The sequence below is a fragment of the Synechococcus sp. 1G10 genome (assembly GCF_002252625.1).
In the GTDB taxonomy this organism is placed as follows: Bacteria; Cyanobacteriota; Cyanobacteriia; order PCC-6307; family Cyanobiaceae; genus Regnicoccus_A.
Map to the genome: position 1 here is coordinate 22,934 of NZ_NQKW01000023.1, position 18,744 is coordinate 41,677.

General features: G+C 66.7%; 18 protein-coding genes. 13 read left to right on the top strand and 5 right to left on the bottom strand.

Translation table 11 applies throughout. The features are described 5' to 3' along the window. Positions 1 to 9 precede the first annotated feature (9 nt). A complete protein-coding gene (ftsH, locus tag CJZ82_RS14725; RefSeq protein WP_094556519.1) occupies positions 10 to 1,818 on the bottom strand; it encodes an ATP-dependent zinc metalloprotease FtsH in 1,809 nt (602 codons plus the stop codon). Between the two features lie 216 nt (positions 1,819 to 2,034). Here ftsH and rpmF point away from each other — a divergent pair, with 216 nt between their 5' ends. Continuing rightward, positions 2,035 to 2,214 carry a 50S ribosomal protein L32 gene (gene rpmF / locus CJZ82_RS14730; protein ID WP_094556520.1) on the top strand — a complete coding sequence of 60 codons (180 nt, stop codon included), beginning with the start codon at positions 2,035 to 2,037 and terminating at the stop codon, positions 2,212 to 2,214. A gap of 122 nt (positions 2,215 to 2,336) precedes the next feature. On the opposite strand, the gene CJZ82_RS14735 is transcribed toward rpmF, so the two are convergent. From CJZ82_RS14735 to CJZ82_RS14745, 3 genes are read right to left on the bottom strand one after another with little or no spacing between them, the layout of a single operon-like run. Beyond that, positions 2,337 to 3,335, bottom strand: coding sequence for a hypothetical protein (locus tag CJZ82_RS14735; RefSeq protein WP_094556521.1), 999 nt, complete (start codon positions 3,333 to 3,335; stop codon positions 2,337 to 2,339). After that, entirely contained in the window at positions 3,332 to 3,676 is a 345-nt protein-coding gene (locus tag CJZ82_RS14740) for a DUF565 domain-containing protein (protein ID WP_094556522.1), read from the bottom strand. The genes CJZ82_RS14735 and CJZ82_RS14740 overlap by 4 nt, the downstream gene beginning before the upstream one ends. After that, entirely contained in the window at positions 3,673 to 4,449 is a 777-nt protein-coding gene (locus CJZ82_RS14745) for an HAD-IA family hydrolase (RefSeq protein ID WP_094556523.1), read from the bottom strand. Before CJZ82_RS14745 ends, CJZ82_RS14740 begins: the two co-directional genes overlap by 4 nt. A 142-nt stretch (positions 4,450 to 4,591) precedes the next feature. Here CJZ82_RS14745 and recJ point away from each other — a divergent pair, with 142 nt between their 5' ends. Continuing rightward, positions 4,592 to 6,400 (top strand): single-stranded-DNA-specific exonuclease RecJ, encoded by a 1,809-nt coding sequence (recJ, locus tag CJZ82_RS14750; protein ID WP_094556524.1) that lies wholly within the window; start codon positions 4,592 to 4,594, stop codon positions 6,398 to 6,400. Positions 6,401 to 6,406: 6 nt separating this feature from the next. On the opposite strand, the gene psb30 is transcribed toward recJ, so the two are convergent. Beyond that, the gene (gene psb30, locus CJZ82_RS14755; protein ID WP_006170631.1) at positions 6,407 to 6,514 is read right to left on the bottom strand and encodes a photosystem II reaction center protein Ycf12/Psb30; all 108 of its coding nucleotides are present in this window, start codon (positions 6,512 to 6,514) and stop codon (positions 6,407 to 6,409) included. Positions 6,515 to 6,630: 116 nt separating this feature from the next. Here psb30 and CJZ82_RS14760 point away from each other — a divergent pair, with 116 nt between their 5' ends. From CJZ82_RS14760 to fmt, 11 genes are all read left to right on the top strand, one after another. Next, entirely contained in the window at positions 6,631 to 7,035 is a 405-nt protein-coding gene (locus CJZ82_RS14760; protein ID WP_094556525.1) for a YkgJ family cysteine cluster protein, read from the top strand. Beyond that, positions 7,032 to 7,442, top strand: coding sequence for a TMEM165/GDT1 family protein (locus CJZ82_RS14765; RefSeq protein ID WP_094556526.1), 411 nt, complete (start codon positions 7,032 to 7,034; stop codon positions 7,440 to 7,442). The genes CJZ82_RS14760 and CJZ82_RS14765 overlap by 4 nt, the downstream gene beginning before the upstream one ends. Before the next feature lie 16 nt (positions 7,443 to 7,458). Further along, a complete protein-coding gene (locus tag CJZ82_RS14770) occupies positions 7,459 to 7,743 on the top strand; it encodes a TMEM165/GDT1 family protein (protein WP_094556527.1) in 285 nt (94 codons plus the stop codon). Between the two features lie 95 nt (positions 7,744 to 7,838). Next, entirely contained in the window at positions 7,839 to 10,094 is a 2,256-nt protein-coding gene (locus tag CJZ82_RS14775) for a ribonuclease R family protein (RefSeq protein WP_094556528.1), read from the top strand. A gap of 3 nt (positions 10,095 to 10,097) precedes the next feature. Continuing rightward, complete coding sequence (locus CJZ82_RS14780) at positions 10,098 to 10,721, top strand: flavin prenyltransferase UbiX (protein WP_094556529.1); 624 nt, start codon at positions 10,098 to 10,100, stop codon at positions 10,719 to 10,721. 38 nt (positions 10,722 to 10,759) lie between these two features. Continuing rightward, on the top strand, positions 10,760 to 11,281 hold the full coding sequence (locus CJZ82_RS14785) for a hypothetical protein (RefSeq protein ID WP_094556530.1): 522 nt from the start codon (positions 10,760 to 10,762) through the stop codon (positions 11,279 to 11,281). Between the two features lie 77 nt (positions 11,282 to 11,358). Then, positions 11,359 to 11,808, top strand: a complete 450-nt coding sequence (locus CJZ82_RS14790) for a DUF2996 domain-containing protein (protein ID WP_094556531.1) — start codon at positions 11,359 to 11,361, stop codon at positions 11,806 to 11,808. Between the two features lie 106 nt (positions 11,809 to 11,914). After that, positions 11,915 to 13,003 (top strand): magnesium-protoporphyrin IX monomethyl ester (oxidative) cyclase, encoded by a 1,089-nt coding sequence (gene acsF / locus CJZ82_RS14795; protein ID WP_094556532.1) that lies wholly within the window; start codon positions 11,915 to 11,917, stop codon positions 13,001 to 13,003. Between the two features lie 41 nt (positions 13,004 to 13,044). Further along, a complete protein-coding gene (locus CJZ82_RS14800; RefSeq protein WP_198949803.1) occupies positions 13,045 to 14,478 on the top strand; it encodes a TldD/PmbA family protein in 1,434 nt (477 codons plus the stop codon). 2 nt (positions 14,479 to 14,480) lie between these two features. Beyond that, positions 14,481 to 15,872, top strand: a complete 1,392-nt coding sequence (locus CJZ82_RS14805) for a TldD/PmbA family protein (RefSeq protein WP_094556533.1) — start codon at positions 14,481 to 14,483, stop codon at positions 15,870 to 15,872. A 45-nt stretch (positions 15,873 to 15,917) separates the two neighbouring features. Further along, positions 15,918 to 16,973 (top strand): methionyl-tRNA formyltransferase, encoded by a 1,056-nt coding sequence (fmt, locus tag CJZ82_RS14810; RefSeq protein ID WP_094556534.1) that lies wholly within the window; start codon positions 15,918 to 15,920, stop codon positions 16,971 to 16,973. Positions 16,974 to 18,744: the final 1,771 nt, after the last annotated feature.

The following is an 18,744-nucleotide window of genomic DNA, read 5'->3' on the forward strand; positions in this document are numbered from 1 at the left end:
GTTTCTGGCTCAGGCGAGGCCAGCCACCGGCAGGGCCGCCTGGGAACCAGCCTCGGCAGGACAGGCCCCGCTGGCTTCGAAGCCGTCAACGATGGCGCGGAAGTCATCGCCACCGAGGGTTTCCTGCTCGATCAGGCGGTCGACCAGCTCATCCATCAGGGCACGTCTGGGGCGCAGCAGAGCCAAGGCCTGGTCCAGGGCCTGCTGGGAGAGCTGACGCACCTGAAGGTCGATCTGGCGGCCGGTGGATTCGGCGTAGCTGGGGCGGGTGTGGATCAGATCACGACCCAGGAACACCTCATGGCCATCCCCCTCCAGGGCCACCTGACCGAGGGGAGAGAAGCCGTAGCGGGTCACCATCTCCCGGCTGATGCGGGTGGCCATCTGCAGATCACCAGAGGCACCCTGGGTGATCTCGCTCGGACCGAAGACCACCATTTCAGCGGCGCGGCCACCCATGACCACCACCAGCCGGGCCCTCAGGTAGGCCTTGCTGATCAGTCCTGAATCGAGGATCTCCTCATCCGGCATGGTGCGGGCAAAGCCGCCGACACCACCGGAGCGGGGCAGCAGGGTCACCTTGTCGAGCTTGTCGGCGTGGGGAACCAAGGTGCTGAGCAGCGCATGACCGATCTCGTGGTACGCGATCAGGCGCTTCTTGGCGCTGTCCTGCAGAGGGGCAACCGCCAGGCCCATGGTGATGCGTTCCAGGGCGTCACTGAGCGCCTGGTCGTCGATGCTGCTGCGCTGGCGGCGGGCGGTGAGAATGGCTCCCTCATTGAGCAGATTGGCCAGATCAGCCCCGGAGAAGCCGGGGGTGCGCGCCGCCCAGGTGCTCAGTGACACGGAGGGATCGAGGGGGCGGCTGCGGGCATGAACCGCGAGGATCGCTTCGCGGCCCCGGCGGTCGGGCAGGTCCACCTGGATCTGGCGGTCGAAGCGCCCCGGGCGGGTGAGAGCCGCATCGAGCACATCCGGGCGGTTGGTGGCCGCAATCAGGATCACGCCAGAGTTCTGCTCGAAGCCATCCATCTCCGTGAGCAGCTGGTTGAGGGTCTGCTCCCGCTCGTCGTTGCCGCCACCGATGCCGGCACCGCGCTGGCGTCCCACCGCGTCCACCTCATCAATGAAAATGATGCAAGGTGCTTTCTCCTTGGCCTTTTTGAAAAGATCGCGCACCCGGCTGGCACCCACCCCCACGAACAGCTCCACGAACTCCGAGGCCGCCATCGAGAAGAAGGGAACCCCGGCCTCGCCGGCGATCGCCTTGGCCAGCAGGGTCTTGCCCGTTCCAGGCGGTCCCACCAGAAGCACCCCCTTGGGGATCTTGGCTCCAAGGGCGGTGAACCGCTCCGGTTGGCGCAGGAAGCTCACCACCTCCTGAAGTTCAGCCTTGGCCTCATTGATGCCGGCCACATCTTCGAAGCGGACGCCCACCGAGCCCTCCGGTTGAAGGCGGGGCTGGCTGCGGCCGAAACCCATCGCTTTGCTGGCCACCTGGGAGGAGCGTCGCAGCAGCAGGGTGAGTCCACCCATCAGCAGCACCACCAGCAGCACGTTCACCAACAGCCCGGCGGTGGCGTCGTCCTGGCGGTCATCACGCACCGTGAGCGGAACGCGGCTCTGCTCGGCCGTGCGCAGCAACAGCGAATCGTTGGCGAAGACAGGCACCCGGATGCTGCGGCCGTCCTTGAACTGGACCTGCACCTCTCGCTGCCGGGGTGAGAGCTCCAGCTCCTTGATTGTTCCCCCCTTGATCAGGGTGAGCAGCTCGCTGTAAGACGGAATCGGTTCAGGCTGGCGCATCAGGCGACCCATCAGACCCCCCTCCCTTGTCGGAGTTGGGTTCGGGGTCTGGGTGGGGTTGGACTCCGGCTGAGCCGGTGCCGCGGCCAGGACAGCAGGGGTACCCTCTGGCCAAAGAGGGAGCACCGGATGCGGGCTGCTCACAGGGTTCTGCTTCTGGAGTGAGCTTAGCGATTTGACGAAAGGCCTCACGACGGCGGAAGATCTTTGTTTGGCTGATCGCACGGGATGGCTGTTCCCAAGAAGAAAACCTCCAAGGGCAAGCGCAACCAGCGCCATGCCCACTGGAAGGCGAAGGCAACCGTTGCCGCTCGGAAGGCCATGTCGCTGGGCAAGGCAGTGTTGAGTGGCCGGGCCCAGGGCTTTGTCTATCCGATCGACGAATCCGCCGAAGACACCGAGAGCTGAGGCCTGCTCAGATCACGCTGCTCGCACAAATCAAGGATCACAGCGGCAGCTGGATCGGTTTCTCGAGAGCGAATCTGATTTGCAAGCCATCTGGTTCAGTCTCCCCTGGTCGGATAGCCAGGTCAAGACGCTTGCTGAGCCGGCCCGCTCCAGATGCAGCGTCGCCTGCCGTCGAGTCTGATCACCGCGGTGGTGGCTGAGGATCCAGGCGCTGTCGCAAGACCGTCCTGATAGAGCTCAGGGGGCAGAGACGCCAGGGTGGCTCGCACCATGCAGGCCACGTCTGATGCCTGGAGTGCCTGGCCGGCTGAGCGGCGTTGACGCGCTTCGGCCTGAAGGCGCCAGCGCAACGGCAGACTCCAGCGACTGGGCCTGAGCAACCAGAGCCCACCAAGCAGATCCCAGAGCGGCTGATAGGTCTGCAACTCGCGGTCCCAGCGGGGCAGCCAGGCCAGTTCAGTAGCACTCAGGGGGCTGCTCCACTCCTTCAAGGGCCTGGCCATCGCCGTGGAGAGAGCGTTCTCCCCCAGAGCCCGGCAGCCCACCAGCCAGCCCTCCAGCACCAGCACGTCGACGGCCTCAAAGCGGTGCCAGCCGGCCCGATCCCCCTGACCGGCGCGCAGGCGTTTGTCGAAACGGGGCAGCTGCAACGGCTCTCCCGAGCGCCAGCGCCGCAGGCACTCCAGCAACAGGGGCAGATCGTGGCTGCCGGGCGGCACGCGGCTCACCCCGAAGGGATTGCCCGCCAGCCGCTGCAGCCTCTGCTCAAAGGGGAAGTAGGCGTCATCGATCGAGACCACTGCCAGACGCAGTCCGAGGCTGGGGGCCAACTGCTGCAGCACCCGGCCGATGGTGGTCTTGCCTGCCCCCACCGGCCCGTTCAGCCCGATCAGCAGCGGGGGGCGCCAGCCGGCCTCCCCGCCTTCAAATCTGGAGAGGCAGCAGCTGAGCAGGGGCAGGATCAGGCCCCAGAGCACGCTGGGATGGGGCGGCCCCTGCCAGGCGCCGAGACGTTGCTGCCACTCCTTCTCCCAGGCGAGGGGATCAGGCACGCCGCAGCCGATCAGCAGCTGGCGGTGAGGCTCCGGCGGGAAGCCCCAGGGCCAGGGGCGGCCGCTCACGAGCCGAGCTTGAACCCTTCCAGCACCACGGCGTAGACCACACCGATGCGCAGGTTGTCGCAGAGCACCCAGCCCAGGGAGGGTTCACCGCGCACCCAGTGGCTGCGCAGGCGAGCCACCAGTTCCACCAGCACCACCAGCAGCAGCACCACCAGGGGGCGTGGCCCGAGCTGGTAGAGCACAAAGGAGGTGACGTTGTTGCCGGCAAACAAGCCGAGCAGGAGGGCGAGCAGCGCCAGGCTGCGGTGGCGCCAATTGCCACGCCATCCGGAAAGGACCGTGCGGCCGCTGCTCTCCAGGGCCTGCTGCAGCCGGGTGGATTGCACGGGCAACGGGCTCATGGCACTGGTGACAACTGCTCCAGGTAGGAGAGCGTGATCATGCCGGCGGCACAAGCGGGGCCCCGCAGCACTCTGGAGGGAGCCGTGACCTCACCCAGGCCATCGGTGAGGCTGGAGGCGGCATTGAACATCGAGGCTGCGTCCTGGCTGAAGGCGGCACTGAGCGTCACCAGGCAGCGCAGACCGGCTGCGGTGGCCGCCGCCAGTCCTGCAGGGGAATCCTCAAGGGCCACAGCCTGGGCGGGGTCAAGATCCAGGCGCTGCAAAGCCAGGGCGTAGGCCTCAGGATCAGGTTTCTTGGCGCTCACATCCTCTCCGCAGATCCGCAGCGGCAGCAGCCGGCTCTGCTCCCTGAGCTGGTTTTCCAGCAGGGCGGCCACCGCTTCGCGGCCACTGGTGGTGACGATCGCCTGCTGAAGACCAGCCGCCGCCGCCGCCTCGATCAGGCGCCGCACCCCGGGGCGCAGCCGCACTTCACCAGCCACCACCAGCTCGCGGTAGTGGTCCTGCTTGCTTTTGTGCAACGCTTCCAACAACGTCGCCTCGGGATCCTTTCCCTGCTGGTGCAGGAAAAACCAGCGCAGGCGCTCACGCCCGCCGCTGATCGCCAGCAGCTCGATGTAGGTGGAGCGGTCCCACTGCCAGGGGAGACCCAGCTCCGCAAAGGCCCGGTTGAAGGCGACCCGGTGGCCGTCAAGTTCAGTTTCGGCCAGCGTGCCGTCCACGTCCCAGAGCAGGGCGCGCAGGGGACCCTGGGCAGCACGGGCTTGCATCGATCCAAGCTAGAAGCCGGTGGCCAGCCGATCAGAATGAGTTCCTATCCCTGAGGTTCCCCTGCCCTTCACTCCGCCCGAGCAACGCTGGCAACTGCCAGCACCCCTGCCGACCATCGAGGATGAAGCCCAGGCCAGGGGGATGGCGGCCCTGGGGCTGCCACCGGAATTGCTGGCGGTGCTGCGCAGGCGGGGTTTCGACAGCCCTGAGGCGATCGCCGAGCTGCTGGAGCCCCCCGCCGCCCCCGATCCCCTGCTGCACTTCGCCGATCTGACCGTGGCGGTGCAGCGGCTGGTGCGGGCCTGCGCCGCGGCGGAGCCGGTGGCGATCTGCGGCGATTACGACGCCGACGGCATGACCAGCACCGCCCTGCTGGTGGGGGTACTGGAGCGGCTGGGGGCACGGCCACAGGCCGCCATCCCCAGCCGCCAGGAGGAGGGCTACGGCCTCAATGCCGGCATGGTGGAACGCCTCTGGGGGGAGGGGGTGCGCCTGCTGGTCACGGTTGACAACGGCATAGCCGCCCGGGAGGCCCTCGATCGAGCCAGGGATCTTGGGCTGGAGGTGATCCTCACCGACCACCACAGCCTGCCCGCCGAGCCGCCGCCTTATCTGGCCTTGCTCCATCCCGCCTGCACACCTGTTGGCTCCCCCTACCGGGGCCTGGCGGGGGTCGGGCTGGCCTATCTGCTGGCGATGGCGCTGGCCACGGAGCTGGGTCGCGCCGACGCCACCGCCATGGCCCTCGATCTGTTCTGCATCGGCACGGTGGCCGACATGGCCCCCCTGCTGGGGGTCAACCGGCGCTGGCTGCGGGATGGCCTCAGGCATCTGCATGCATCACCCCTGCCCGGACTGCAGGCGCTGCAACGGCTGGCGGGACTGGGCGAGGAGCCCCTCGATGCCACCGCGGTGGCCTTCAAACTTGCGCCGCGCATCAATGCCGTGGGGCGGCTGGGCGATCCGGCGCTCGTGGTGGATCTGCTCACCACCGGCGACCGCGACCGCGCCATGGCCCTGGCACAGGACTGCGAGGCCCTCAACCGTCAGCGGCGTGAGCTCTGTGAGGCAATCGAGGCGGAGGCGGTGGCCCTGGTGGAGGCCGATGGCCCCGAACCCAGCCCCTTTGTCCTTCTCGCCCAGACCCACTGGCATCATGGCGTGATCGGCATCGTGGCCGCCCGGCTCGTGGAGCGCTACGGCCTGCCAGTGGCCCTGCTCGCCGGTGAAGGGTGCGGCAGGCTGAGGGCTTCGGTGCGGGCACCCAGGGGGTTTGCGGTCGATCAGGCCCTGAGACATTGCGGCGCCTTGCTGGAGCGCTATGGCGGCCATCCCGCCGCCGGTGGCTTCACCGTTAAAGCCGAGCGGCTGGCGCATCTGCATGACCAGCTCAACGGACTGGCGGCCATCTGGCTGGGCGACCGGGGCGGCGGCTCGCCGGTGGAGCCGGAAGCCTGCCTGGCCCTGAACCGAATCGGCCGTGGCTTCTGGCGCGATCTGCAGCGGCTGGAGCCCCTGGGGACAGGGCTGCCGACACCGATGTTCTGGAGCCACTCCTGCCGGGTGCTCAGCCAGCGGCTGTTGCGCGGCGGCCACCTTCAACTGGAGCTGGAGCAACAGGGCAGCCACCTGCGTGCGATTGCCTGGCGCTGGCAGGGAGAGGGCACTGTGCCGGAGCTGGTGGATGTGGCCTACCGCCTGCGTAGCGACAGCTGGCAGGGGGAGGAGCGCCTGCAACTGGACCTGGTGGGATTGCGCGGCAGTGGTGGCGGAGATGTGCTGCTCAAACGGCGCCAGCGTTCCTACTGGTGCCGGCGTCAGGGGGATGGCGTGTTGATCCGCAATCAAGAAGGTCGGGAACTCCATGTGGAGCTCCCGGCGCTGGATCAGCCTGCTTATGTGCGGGCACTCATCGATGAGGCAGCCCTGGCCCTTGGGCTTCAGGCCTGAGCCCGATCAGAGGGCGCCGCGCTTGTAAAAGAGAATGAAGATCACGGCCGGGCCCGCCAGGGTGATCAGGGCCAGCGCCAGGAAGTTGGCGATCAGATGGAAATCGATTCCCATGGATGCGGCGCTCGGATAAAGGAATTCGAGGATTCAGCGTACGGGTCACCCAGGCCCCCGGCAGCGCCGTCCCCATGCCACTGTGACGCCTTGTCACAGCCGTTGGAGCCGATCGGATGGGCGCCGGATCCCACTGGAGCTGCATCAGCGGCTGCGGCGCCTGCTGTCGTCTTGACCCGGAGCAACGGGTCGAAGCACTCGACGCCCTCAGTGAGGAGCAGCGCCAGCTCTATCTCTCGATGGTGGGGCCCGACGGCTGGTGCCGCCACTTCAACACGGGCTCAAGAACCTGCCGCATCTACGCCGATCGGCCCGAGTTCTGCCGGGTGGGCGCCCTCGCCCAGCTGTTCGCCATACCGCTCGAGCAGGGGGAAGCCTTTGCGATCGCCTGCTGCCAGCAGCAGATCCGCGAGGAATATGGGGGTCGCTCGGTTGTGATGCGTCGCTTCGAGCGGGCCACCCGTCAGCCTGGTGGCCACCCAGCGGCCTCGATCCTCAGCGAGCTCCAGAACCAGACATGAGCGACCCCGTCGATTCCGATTCGAGCGCCAGCCCGGAGGCCAGCGCCAGCCCCGAGGCCAGCGCCAACCATGAAATTGAGACCCCGGAGTCGTCGGATTTTGTGGCGGTGGCCGCCACCACTTTCACCACGGTTTTTCTCGCCGAGCTGGGCGACAAGACCCAGCTGGCGGCGCTTTTGCTCTCCGCTGAGTCCGGTCGGCCCGGCGTGGTGTTTGCTGGGGCAGCCCTGGCTCTGATCTGTTCCAGCCTGGCGGGTGTGCTGCTGGGACGCTGGCTTGCGGCGGTGCTGCCGGCCCAGCGTCTGGAGCGGATCTCCGGGGTGTTGATGGTGTCCCTTGGCCTCTGGCTGGGGGGTCAAGCCACCTTCGGCCTGCTCCAGCCCGTCCTCGATCTTTCGACCCCCTGAGCCCCCGCGGCAAGCCATGCAGCTCCCTCTCCTGGCCTCCACCTTCCTGACCGTGTTCGTGGCCGAACTGGGTGACAAGACCCAGCTCACGATCGTGACGATCAGCGGTACCTCCAACAACACGCTGGCCGTCTTTTTCGGCAGTGCCGGCGCCCTGGTGCTCGCCAGCCTGCTGGGAGCCCTGGCGGGAGGCTCGCTGTCCAGCCTGATCCCCACCGATGCCCTGCAGCTGGCGGCCTCCCTCGGCTTCCTGGTGATCGGCCTGAGGCTGATCCTGCGGTCAGGAACCGACGCTCCGTAAAGTTGTGGATGGAGACATCGATGCCCCGGGGCTTCGCTGCACGCCCCTGCCGGCATCATGCCGCGCGCCTCACCTCCAACTACGCGTTTCCTTTAATGAAGTTCACGGTCGCCCATCTGCTCGACCAGCTCCCTGCCGCCGATGCCCTGCCGGTGGCCAAGCTCGAGAAAGCGCTGGGCCTGAGCCTCAAGCCGGACAAGTCGCAGTTGCGCATCGCCCTGGAGGGCCTGAGCCGGCTGGGGGTGCTGGTTGAAACCGAGGACGGCATCCAGCGGCGGCAGGACGACACCTTGATCGAAGCCCGTCTCCGCTGCTCCAGCAAGGGCTTCTGTTTCGCCCTGCGCGAAGACGGCGGTGAGGACATCTACATCCGCGATCACCAGCTCAATCACGCCTGGAACGGCGATCGGGTGCTGGTGCGCATCACCCGGGAGGGGGGCCGCCGCCGCTCCCCGGAGGGTGGCGTTCAATGCATCCTGGAGCGGGCCACCACCCACCTCCTGGCCCAGGTGGAGCAGCAGGACGACCGGCTCCTGGCCGTGCCCCTCGACGACCGTCTGCTGACCTCGGTGGAGCTGCCGAGCTCCGACGCCGGCTACCTGGACCCCGAGAAGCAGTCGGTGGTGGAAGTGCTGCTCGACCGCTATCCAGTGGCGCAGTTCCCGCCTCTTGGTCACGTGGAGCGGCGCCTGCCGATCAACGGCGGCGAGGAAGCCGACCTGGATCTGCTGCTCACCAAGCATGGACTGCGCCAGCGGCCGGCCGCGCCTCGCTCCAGCCTCAAGGCCCCCAGTGAGAAGGACCGCACCGACCTGACGGCTCTGCCGACCCTGGTGATCAATGGCTGGTGTGGCGCCGAAGCCCCGATCCTGCCCGCCATTTCCCTGGAGGACGGCGATGAGGGCTTGCGCCTGTGGGTCCACGTGCCGGCGCTGGCGGAACGCTTCACTGCTGGCGGCAGCCTTGACCTCTGGCTACGGGAGCAGGGGGAATCGATCTGCCTGGGCCGCCGCTGGCTGCCCCTGCTCAGCCCGGCCTTGAGCAAGGCCGCTGCGTTCAAACCCGGTGAAGCTCAGGCCGCCGTCTCGGTGGGGCTGCGCTGCAACGAACAAGGTGACCTGAGCGACTATCGCTTTGCTCTCACCAGCATTCAGGTGGACGCTGTCGTCGATGGAAGCGCCCTGCAGGCCCTGGCGGAACGCAAGCCCAAGGCCCGCACCGTGCCGGCGGCGCTCAAGCCGATCAAGGATCAGCTGCCCCAGCTGGAGCGGCTGCTGAAAGTCGCGGCCTTGCTGCGCCAGCACCGGCTGGAGCGTGGCTCTCTTGAACTGGATCTGCCGCGCCCCAGCCTTGACTCCCTTGGCGACCTCAGCATCCCCGCTCCTGAGGAACGCCGTCAGGGCTGGATGGTGCAGCTGCCCGACCACCAGCCCACCACCTTGCTGCGGGAACTGGTGATCCTCGCGAACCGCGCCCTCGGCGCCCATCTCTCTGCTCTTGGGCTGCCGGCCCTGTTTGCCGTCAATCCACCGGCCGACGGCAGCGAGATCAACGAGGTGGCCAAGGCGGCCCTGGGCCTCGACATCCCAGTCGAGCTGAGCGAAGACGGCAATGCCCCCGCCCCGCGTGACCTGGCAGCCACGTTCGCTGCCACCGATCGCAGCCGCGTGCTGCAGCGCCAGCTCAGTGAGGTGACCTCCCCGATCCAGCTGAGCGACAGCGCCGAGGTCCATCTGCTCGCCGGTGAACCCACGGCTTACGCACCCTGGTGCCTGCCCTCGCTGCACTACGCCGATCTCTGGAATCAGCAGCTGCTGGTGCTCCTGCTCACCGAGGGCAAGGACCGCCCCAGCGTTCGCCACAAGACCCGGGTCGACCTGGCGAGCGCCAGCTGCCACGGCGCCATCGACTGGCCCCTGCTCACCCCGACCCAGCTTTCCGAGTTGCAGCAGGGGCGCAGCGATTCCATGCTGCAGCGTCTGAACGGCCGGGTCCGCTTTGCCGCTGAGGTGGAGTCCGACCTGCTGGCCATGGCCCAGGCCCGGGCGGCGGAACCCCTGGTGGGTCAGACCCTCACCGGTGTGATCAGCGGCGTGCAGAGCTACGGGTTCTTCGTGGAGATTGCCCCCTCCCAGGTGGAGGGGCTGGTGCACGTGAGTTCACTCAAGGACGATTGGTACGAATACCGCTCGCGCCAGAACCGCCTGGTGGGCCGCAAGAACCGCCGCACCTACATGCTTGGCGATCAGGTGGAGGTGCAGATCCAGAACGTCGATGCGTTACGCCATCAGATCGATCTGGCGGTGCTGCTCCCTGATGTCGACGAGGAGAGCAGCGAGGGGGAGGACTGAGCGATGGATCCGGTGGTGCTGGCGGTCACGGGTGCCTCCGCCATGCCGCTGGCGGAGCGGGGTCTGCAGTTGCTGCTCGAGGCCGGTGAAACGGTTGAGCTGGTGGCCAGTCGCGGTGCCCTGGGGGTCTGGCTGGCAGAGCAGGGGGTGCGCATTCCCTCCGAACCCGAGCTCCAGGTCCGCTTTTGGCGGGAGCGCACGGGCGTGACAACGGGCCAGCTGCGCTGTCACCGCTGGAACGATCAGGCAGCAGCAATCGCCAGTGGCAGCTTTCGCACCCGCGGCATGGTGATCCTGCCGGCGAGCATGGGAACGGTGGGGCGGATCGCCAGCGGCGTGGCCCTCGATCTGGTGGAGCGGGTGGCCGATGTGCATCTCAAGGAGGGACGCCCCCTGGTGATCGCCCCGAGGGAAATGCCCTGGAGCCTGGTTCACCTGCGCAACCTCACGGCCCTTGCGGAGGCGGGTGCACGCATCGCTCCACCGATTCCCGCCTGGTATCACCGCCCCACCACCCTGGAGGAGATGGTCGACTTTCTGGTGATCCGCGTGTTCGATGGCCTTGGCTACGACCTCGGCTCCCTGCGCCGCTGGGATGGCCCGGTGGCCGCCGCGGCCAGCCTCTGAGTCCGCCCACCGGTCTCATTCCCGGACTGATCCCCGCCGTGCTGCAACGCCTCCTGTTCCTGCCTCTGCTGGCCCCGCTGCTGGCCGTGCTGCTGGTGGCGGCCCTGAACCCCACCCCCGCCAGCCGCCTGCGGCTGTTGATCTGGACCTCCCCGGCCCTGCCGATCGGGATCTGGATGGCTCTGGCCGCCAGCGGTGGAGCCGCCATCAGCGCCGTGCTCACGGCCCTGGCCCTGCAGCAACCAGCGGATCAGCTGCTGAGGCGCCGATCAGTTGAGAGTTTCGGCGGCGACGACCGGCGTGAACCGGAACCCTGGGAGGGAATGCCCGAACGGCGGGCCAGGCCTGCGCGGCAGGAAGCCCCCGCCTGGAACGCGGGCCCCGAGCGCGCGCCCCAGGACCCACCACCCACCGTCTCGGTGCCCTTCAGGGTCCTGCGTACCGGCAGTGCTGAGGCTCCGGGTCGAGCTGCAGCTGCACCGGCAGCAGCGGCCGCAACGCCCAGCCCCGGCAACGGCGACGCCGAGGGCTGGGACACACCTTCCAGCGACGACTGGTGAAGCTGCGTCATTTGACAGCTCCCCAACCGGAAGATGCTTAGAGTCGCCCGCAGTGTTTCGAGCTGAGGCTCCAGCCCGTGAGCGATTCCGCCAGCCCCGCACCGAATCCCACCAAGGCCGACGCCGCCAGCAAACCGGCCCCGGCGGCCGTCAAGGTCAAGCCGCCGGCTCCGGAAGACAAACCGTTCGGCGAATTCATCCCTGAGCTGTTTCTGCCGGCCCTGATCAAGGAAATCAAGGCTTTCGGCGGAGCCGCCCCCCAGCTGAGCTTTGAGCAGGGGCCGATGCCGGTGGTGGCCAGCCCCTGCTGGATGGTGCAGGGAACCTTCCCCGGTGGCCGGCGTTTCTGGCTCTGTTTCACCGAGGCCGGCATCAGTTCAGCCAAGACCTTCGCCGTGGCGGAGACGGGCAGCGAGCCCAGCCTGCTGGAGTCGTTCCTGATCGACGAGAAGAAGACGACCCTGGCCCTGCTGATTTCGCGTGTGGTCTCCAGGCTCAACAGCCAGAAGTGGCTGGGTCCCAACTGAGCGGACCAGCTCAAGCGCAACGACCTGGCTGCGTAGGCTTTACATCCCGGCCGGGTGCGCTGAAAGCCCACCTACGATGAGCTGATCACTCCACTGTCCTGCACGCATGGTGCCCCCCGTCGCTGCCACCGCCACCCGTGGCACCAATGCCGCTGAGGCCAAGGCCTTCAAGGAGCCGGTGAAGGACACGATCCTCACCCCACGCTTCTACACCACGGATTTCGAGGCGATGGCCGCCATGGATCTGCGGCCCAACGAGCAGGAGCTTGAAGCGATCTGCGAGGAGTTCCGCAAGGACTACAACCGCCACCACTTCGTGCGCAACGAGGAGTTCGAAGGCGCCGCCGACAAGCTGGATCCCGACACCCGCAAGGTGTTCGTTGAGTTTCTCGAGCAGAGCTGCACCTCAGAGTTCTCCGGATTCCTCCTCTACAAGGAGCTGAGCCGCCGGATCAAGGATAAGAATCCCCTGCTGGCCGAGTGCTTTGCGCACATGGCCCGCGATGAAGCCCGCCATGCCGGCTTCCTCAACAAGTCGATGGGTGATTTCGGTCTGCAGTTGGATCTCGGCTTCCTCACCGCCAACAAGTCATACACCTTCTTCAAGCCGAAATTCATCTTCTACGCCACCTACCTCTCCGAGAAGATCGGTTACTGGCGTTACATCGCCATCTACCGCCACCTGCAGAAGCATCCTGAGAGCAAGATCTTCCCGATCTTCAATTTCTTCGAGAACTGGTGCCAGGACGAGAACCGCCACGGCGACTTCTTCGACGCCCTGATGAAGGCCCAGCCCGACACGGTGCGTGGTCTGCAGTCCCGGCTGTGGTGCCGCTTCTTTCTGCTGGCGGTGTTCGCCACCATGTATGTGCGCGATGTGGCCCGCAAGGAGTTCTACGAGGCCCTCGGCCTTGATGCCCGCGAGTACGACAAGATGGTGATCGCCAAGACCAACGAAACCTCGGCTCGCGTGTTTCCTGTGGTGCTCAATGTGGAGCATCCCAAGTTCTACACACGCCTGGACCGCATCGTCACCAACAACGCCGTCCTCAGTGAGGCCGATGCGAGTGGCGGACCGGCCCCGATCAGGGCCCTGCGCAAGCTCCCCTACTGGATGGCCAATGGGCTGGAGATGGCCAAGCTGTTCCTGATGGCACCGATCCGCAGCGAGGAGTTCCAACCCGCCGTGCGTTGAGGGTCTGCGTGGCTAGCCTGGCGGCCCTCACTGAACCCGTCTTGCTCGCCACTCCAACCACGTCCCTGACAGGCGACAGCCTCGATCAACGCTGGCGTGACCGGCTTGAAACCGTGCTGGCCGCCGGAGCGGCCGCCGGAGCCAGCCTGGTGGAGGTGTTCCTCGAGAGCACCGACCACATCGGGCTGCTGGCAGAGCAGGAGCGCATCACCAACGTCAGTCCGGCTTTCGGCCGCGGTGCTGGCCTGCGGGTTTTTCTGGGTGACAAAGACGGCTTCGTCTCCACCAACGACCTGAGTGAGGCCGGCCTGCTCCAGGCCCTGGATCAGGCCCTTGGGATGCTCGGCCTCACTCGCGCCAACCTCGGCGCCCATGGTTTCGATGGCCTGGCCGCCCTGCGCGACCACGGTGCCAGCAAGGAGAACTGGTTAAGGCAGTGTCCAGGCCTGGATGAATCCACGGCCCGGCTGCTGGAGGCCACGGCTTTGCTCGATCGCCACGGAGATCATCTCCAGGCCCGCCGCGGCAGCTATGCCCGTGACTGGCAGGAAGTGCTGGTAGCCGCCAGCGACGGCACCTTCGCCCGTGACATCCGGCTGCACCAGTCGGTGGGGATCAACGCTCTTGCGGCCGATGGCGATCATCGCGCCAGCCTGGGTCGCCGCTACGGCAGCTCCGGTCGTCCGGACGACCTGCGCCAGTGGGATGCGGAAGCCTCGGCGGTCGATCTCTGCAGCAGCGCCCGCTCGATGCTCTACGCCGACTATGTGGAGGCCGGCAACTACCCAGTGGTGCTGGCCAACCGCTTCGGCGGGGTGATCTTCCACGAAGCCTGCGGCCATCTGCTGGAAACCACCCAGGTGGAGCGGGGCACCACCCCCTTCGCCGACAAGGTGGGCGACACCATCGCCCATGAGGCGGTCACCGCCGTGGATGAAGGGCTGAGCGACGGAGCCTTCGGCAGCCTCTCGATGGACGACGAGGGCATGGAGCCCCAGCGCACGGTGCTGATCGAGAACGGCGTGCTGCAGCGCTTCATCTCCGACCGCGCCGGCGAGCTGCGCACGGGCCATGCGCGCACCGGCAGCGGTCGGCGCCAGAGCCATAACTTCGCCGCCGCCAGCCGCATGCGCAACACCTTCATCGCCGCCGGCCCCCATACCCCCGAGCAGCTGATCGGCTCGGTGGATCGTGGGCTCTACTGCAAATCGATGGGGGGAGGCAGTGTGGGGCCCACCGGCCAGTTCAACTTCGCCGTGGAAGAGGGCTACCTGATCGAGGACGGCCAGCTCACCAAACCGGTGAAAGGAGCCACCCTGATCGGCGAGGCCAAGGAAGTGATGCCGCGCATCTCGATGTGCGCCAACGATCTGGAGCTGGCCGCGGGCTTCTGCGGCTCGGTGAGCGGCAGCATCTTCGTGACCGTCGGCCAGCCCCACATCAAGGTGGACACCATCACAGTGGGGGGGCGCTGATCATGGGAGCCGACATCATCACCGCCCGCCCCAGCGCGCTTCATGCCAGTGATCTGGCCGGGCAGCTGCAATCCCTGGCCACGGAGCTGGGGGTGAGCCGCTGGGATCTGGGCGCGGCCTGCAGCACCGACACCTCCGTGCAGGTGGACCGGGGTGAAGCCAAGCAGCTCAAGGGAGCCCAGCGCAGCTCGATCACCGTCCGGGCCTGGAACAGCGACGGTCTGGTGGGCATCACCAGCACCTCCGATCTCTCCCCCGCTGGCCTGGCCAGGGCCCTGGCCGGTGCCAGTGACGCCAGCACCTACGGCAATCCCGACGACAGCCCCGGGTTCTCGCCCCTGGCCACGGCTCCCCTGGCCCAGCTGGAGCAGCCCATCAGTGAACCCAGGGGCATCCTGGAGCTGCTGGACACCCTCAAGCAAGCCGAAGCCGAGCTGCTGGGCCGCCATCCCGCCATCAGCACCGTTCCCTACAACGGTCTGGCCCAGCGCAGCAGCCAGCGGATCTACCTCAACAGCGAGGGGGCCTGCCGCGAGCAGCAGCTGAGCACGGCCAGCCTCTACCTATACGCCCGCGCCGAGGAAGACGGCCGCAAACCCCGCAGCAGTGGTGCCGTCAGGCTGGCTTACGGCGCCGAGCAGCTGGACGTGGCCGGCTGCATCGAAGAGGCGGCGGAACGCACGATCCAGCATCTCGATTACGCCCCGATCGCCACCGGCCGCTACACCTGCGTGTTCAGCCCTGAAGCCTTCCTCGATCTGATCGGCGCCTTCAGCGGTCTGTTCAATGCCCGCGCCGTGCTCGATGGCGTCAGCCTCAGTCAGCGCGACTCCCTCGGCAGCCAGCTGGCAGTGCCCTTCCTCTCCATCCACGACAATGGTCTGCACCCCGGCAACATCGGCGCTACCAGCTTCGATGGTGAGGGCACACCCGTGGCACGGCTGCCTCTGCTGGAGGGCGGCATCCTGCGGAACTTCCTGCACTCGGAAGCCACCGCCCGCGCCTTCGGTGTGGCCCCCACCGGCCATGCCGGCCTGGGGGCCAAGGTGTCGGTGGGACCGCACTGGTTCGAGATCGGCCCGGCGGGCAGCACAGGCGAGCAGGCGGGAGCGGCGAACCTCGATCGCTTCAGCCAGGACGGCATCGTCTGGATTGATTCCCTCTCGGCCCTGCACGCCGGCGTCAAGGCCAGTCAGGGATCGTTCTCCCTCCCCTTCGATGGCTGGTTGATCCAGGGTGGTGAAGCCCGCTCGATCGAAGCCGCCACCGTGGCTGGCGACATTCGCGCCGTGCTCAAGGGCCTGGTGGGCTTCGAGGGGCAAGCCAAGATCACGCCCGATGGAATCTGTCCGCTGGTGTGGGTGGACGAACTCTCGATCACCGGCGACGCCTGACGGCTGAGGGCTGAGGGCTGAGGGCTGAGGGCTGAGGATCATGGGATGAAGATCCTGTTCTGGGGCACCCCGGCCTACGCGGTGCCGTCCCTTGAGGCGCTGGTGGCGGCGGGCCATGAGCTGGTGGGGGTGGTGAGCCAGCCCGATCGCCGCCGCGGCAGGGGCTCGGCGCTGGTGCCATCGCCGGTCAAGGCGAGAGCACTGGAGCTGGGGTTGCCGGTGTTCACCCCCAGCCGGATCCGGCGTGAACCTGAGCTGCAGGCCCAGCTGGCGGCCCTGGGGGCAGAGGCCTCAGTGGTGGTGGCCTTCGGACAACTGCTGCCCCCCGAAGTGCTGGCCGTGCCGCCGCTGGGCTGCTGGAACGGTCACGGTTCGCTGCTGCCCCGCTGGCGCGGTGCAGCCCCGATTCAGTGGTGCCTGATCGAAGGCGACGCTGAGACCGGCGTGGGCGTCATGGCCATGGAGCAAGGCCTCGACACAGGATCGGTGCTGCTGGAGCGGCGTCTGACGATCGGCCTGCTCGAGAACGCGACGCAACTGGGGGCGCGGCTGGGCCAGCTGACCGCTGAGTTGATGGTGGAGGCCATGCCCATGATTGCCGCGGCCGGCCCTGGCCCTGAAGCCGAGCGCTTGCGGCAGCTGGGCGTGCGGCCCCAGGGGGAGGAGGGCATCACCTATGCGCGCCTGCTGCAGAAAGACGACTACGCGATCTGTTGGAACGCCCCAGCCCTGACCATCCACCGGCGCGTGATGGGCCTGCACCCCGGCGCACACACCAACTGGCGGGGCAAGCGACTGAAGTTGTTGGCCTGCGAACCGCTGGTCGGGCGTCTGGCCGATCAGCTCAGCCCCGAGGGGGCCGTGCTGGCAGAACGCTGGGGCCTGCCGGCGGAGTCGGCCTTTGCTGGCGAAGCTTCAGGCGATAGCGCGGCAGTTGCGCCCGGCACGGTGCTGGAGCTGGTTGAACGCACTGGCGTAGTGGTGGCCACAGCCGGTTGCCCGTTGCTGATCCGCGAGGCCCAGCTGGAGGGGAAGGGGGCCAGCGAGGGGCAGGCGTTACTCCAACAGCTGAGTGCATCTGTAGGAGAGAGGCTGGGCTGAAGCTGAGCTGCGTAGGAGCTGAAGACGGCATCGGCGCTGAGGAGGGTGAGGTCCTCGCTGATCGCCTGGGCGATGAGCAGGCCGCGGGACGCCGCTCCGCTGGGCCGCACATTGTCGAGAACGATCCCGCGCTTCTCGACCGCCTCCGGAGTGACGCGCGTGAGTTCTTGCTCAAGACGGTCGCCACTTGTGATGAGCGTGGTGCCATCAGGCAGTTCCAGCACCACCACCTGTCCGGGGCGCAAGGACACCTCGACTGTTTCAACAGTGGCGGCGGACCGTCCGGCTGAAGTGAGGTCGTAGGCCTCCACGACCCGCAGATAGTCGTCGGGCAAGAACGCATCGGCCACCACCGTGGCAGCACGCTGAGCGCCAGCTCGCAACAGGGTCGGCAGCTCGGGCGCCTCGATGCGGCTACCGGTGAGCGTCAGGGCCAGCGTGTTGGGGTCCGTCATGGCTGGCCTGGCATCTGAATGTCGTTGCTGACTGGATCAGGCCGGACTCACCCGCAGCCTTTGCCATGCTGAGGCCACGAACGATGAGCGGGGGCGTCGTTCCGCCAGGCGTGAGGGAAATTTGCGGCGGCTGGCTGTTTCTGCTCCTACAGGCATCGATCACATCCGCCTGGGCAACGGTCGGCTTCCTGGCGACAGCTTTGACCCTTCGCGGATGGGTCAGAGCGAGTGGCTGATTTTTGGCAAGAGTTGGGGCAGCTCCGCACGGTTTCCAGGGTGGAGCCCTGAATCCCTCACGGGCACTCTGCGAGAAGCGGCTCTGGGCTTCCCGCCACGGTGCACGGATTTGGTGCCAACAGCAGATCGAGAAACACCTCCAAGCTGATTGCAGCGAGCAGGAGAGTGTTTCGGGGCCAGGCCATCCCCGGAAGACGACTTCAGCCGAGCAGACAATGACCTGTTACAGCGTCAGCCTCATCAGAACATCGTGATTAGGATGTGAACTGTTGAACGCGGAGAACTGCGAGGCGAGCAAAAGATGAGCCCGGGCACGAACAGCAGTGCCCGTTGATCATGATGGCTTGGGATCGATTCAGCTCTCGGCGGCCGTGAGGTGCTCGATACCAGCCTCACCTGGCCGATTCGAATCAAAAGGAGTAGCAGGATGCCCATTTCCAGAGCTGACAATCCAGACTCCTCGAAAAAGGCTGGAAAGCAAGGCAAGACTGGCAAACACCCAGCCAGTCCGGGAGAGCAGGAGGGAGCGGAGCGATTCAATCCAGACCTGCTCGATAAGATGGTGATTTCCCTGCCCTCGCTGCGATAGGTTGCAGCCGCTGCGCACCCACGATGACGTCAATCCGTCACGGTAGCGGCTCTCAGACGAGCGAAACTGTTGCGGTCGATTCCAGAACGGCGGAGGAGCTCGAGAATCCCTTGGGAAGTCCATCCCCAGAAGGTGCGACTCATCAGCAGGGTAACCCAGAGAACTCTGGGAAACCAGGTGAATCCAGCTGATGCGAGATCGCCCCTCTTCGCATCGCAGCAAAGAAAAGAGCGACTCCTGGCCGTATCCAACACTAGGTAGACAATAGAATGATTCTGCAGGCAGGGAGCAGAGACCCTGGAAAACGAATCTGGCGGCGCAGTGATGGCATAAGAAATAGCCCAAGGGGAGTTGATGATTGGCCCTCGGTTGGACGCCTCCACAAAATAGCTATGTATGCGTTCAGGGGGCAGGACAGCTCGCAGCGAACATCGCTACGGCTGAACCCTTGACGTCGGCGTGATTCCCGATTGCATCTCAGGCAGAGACT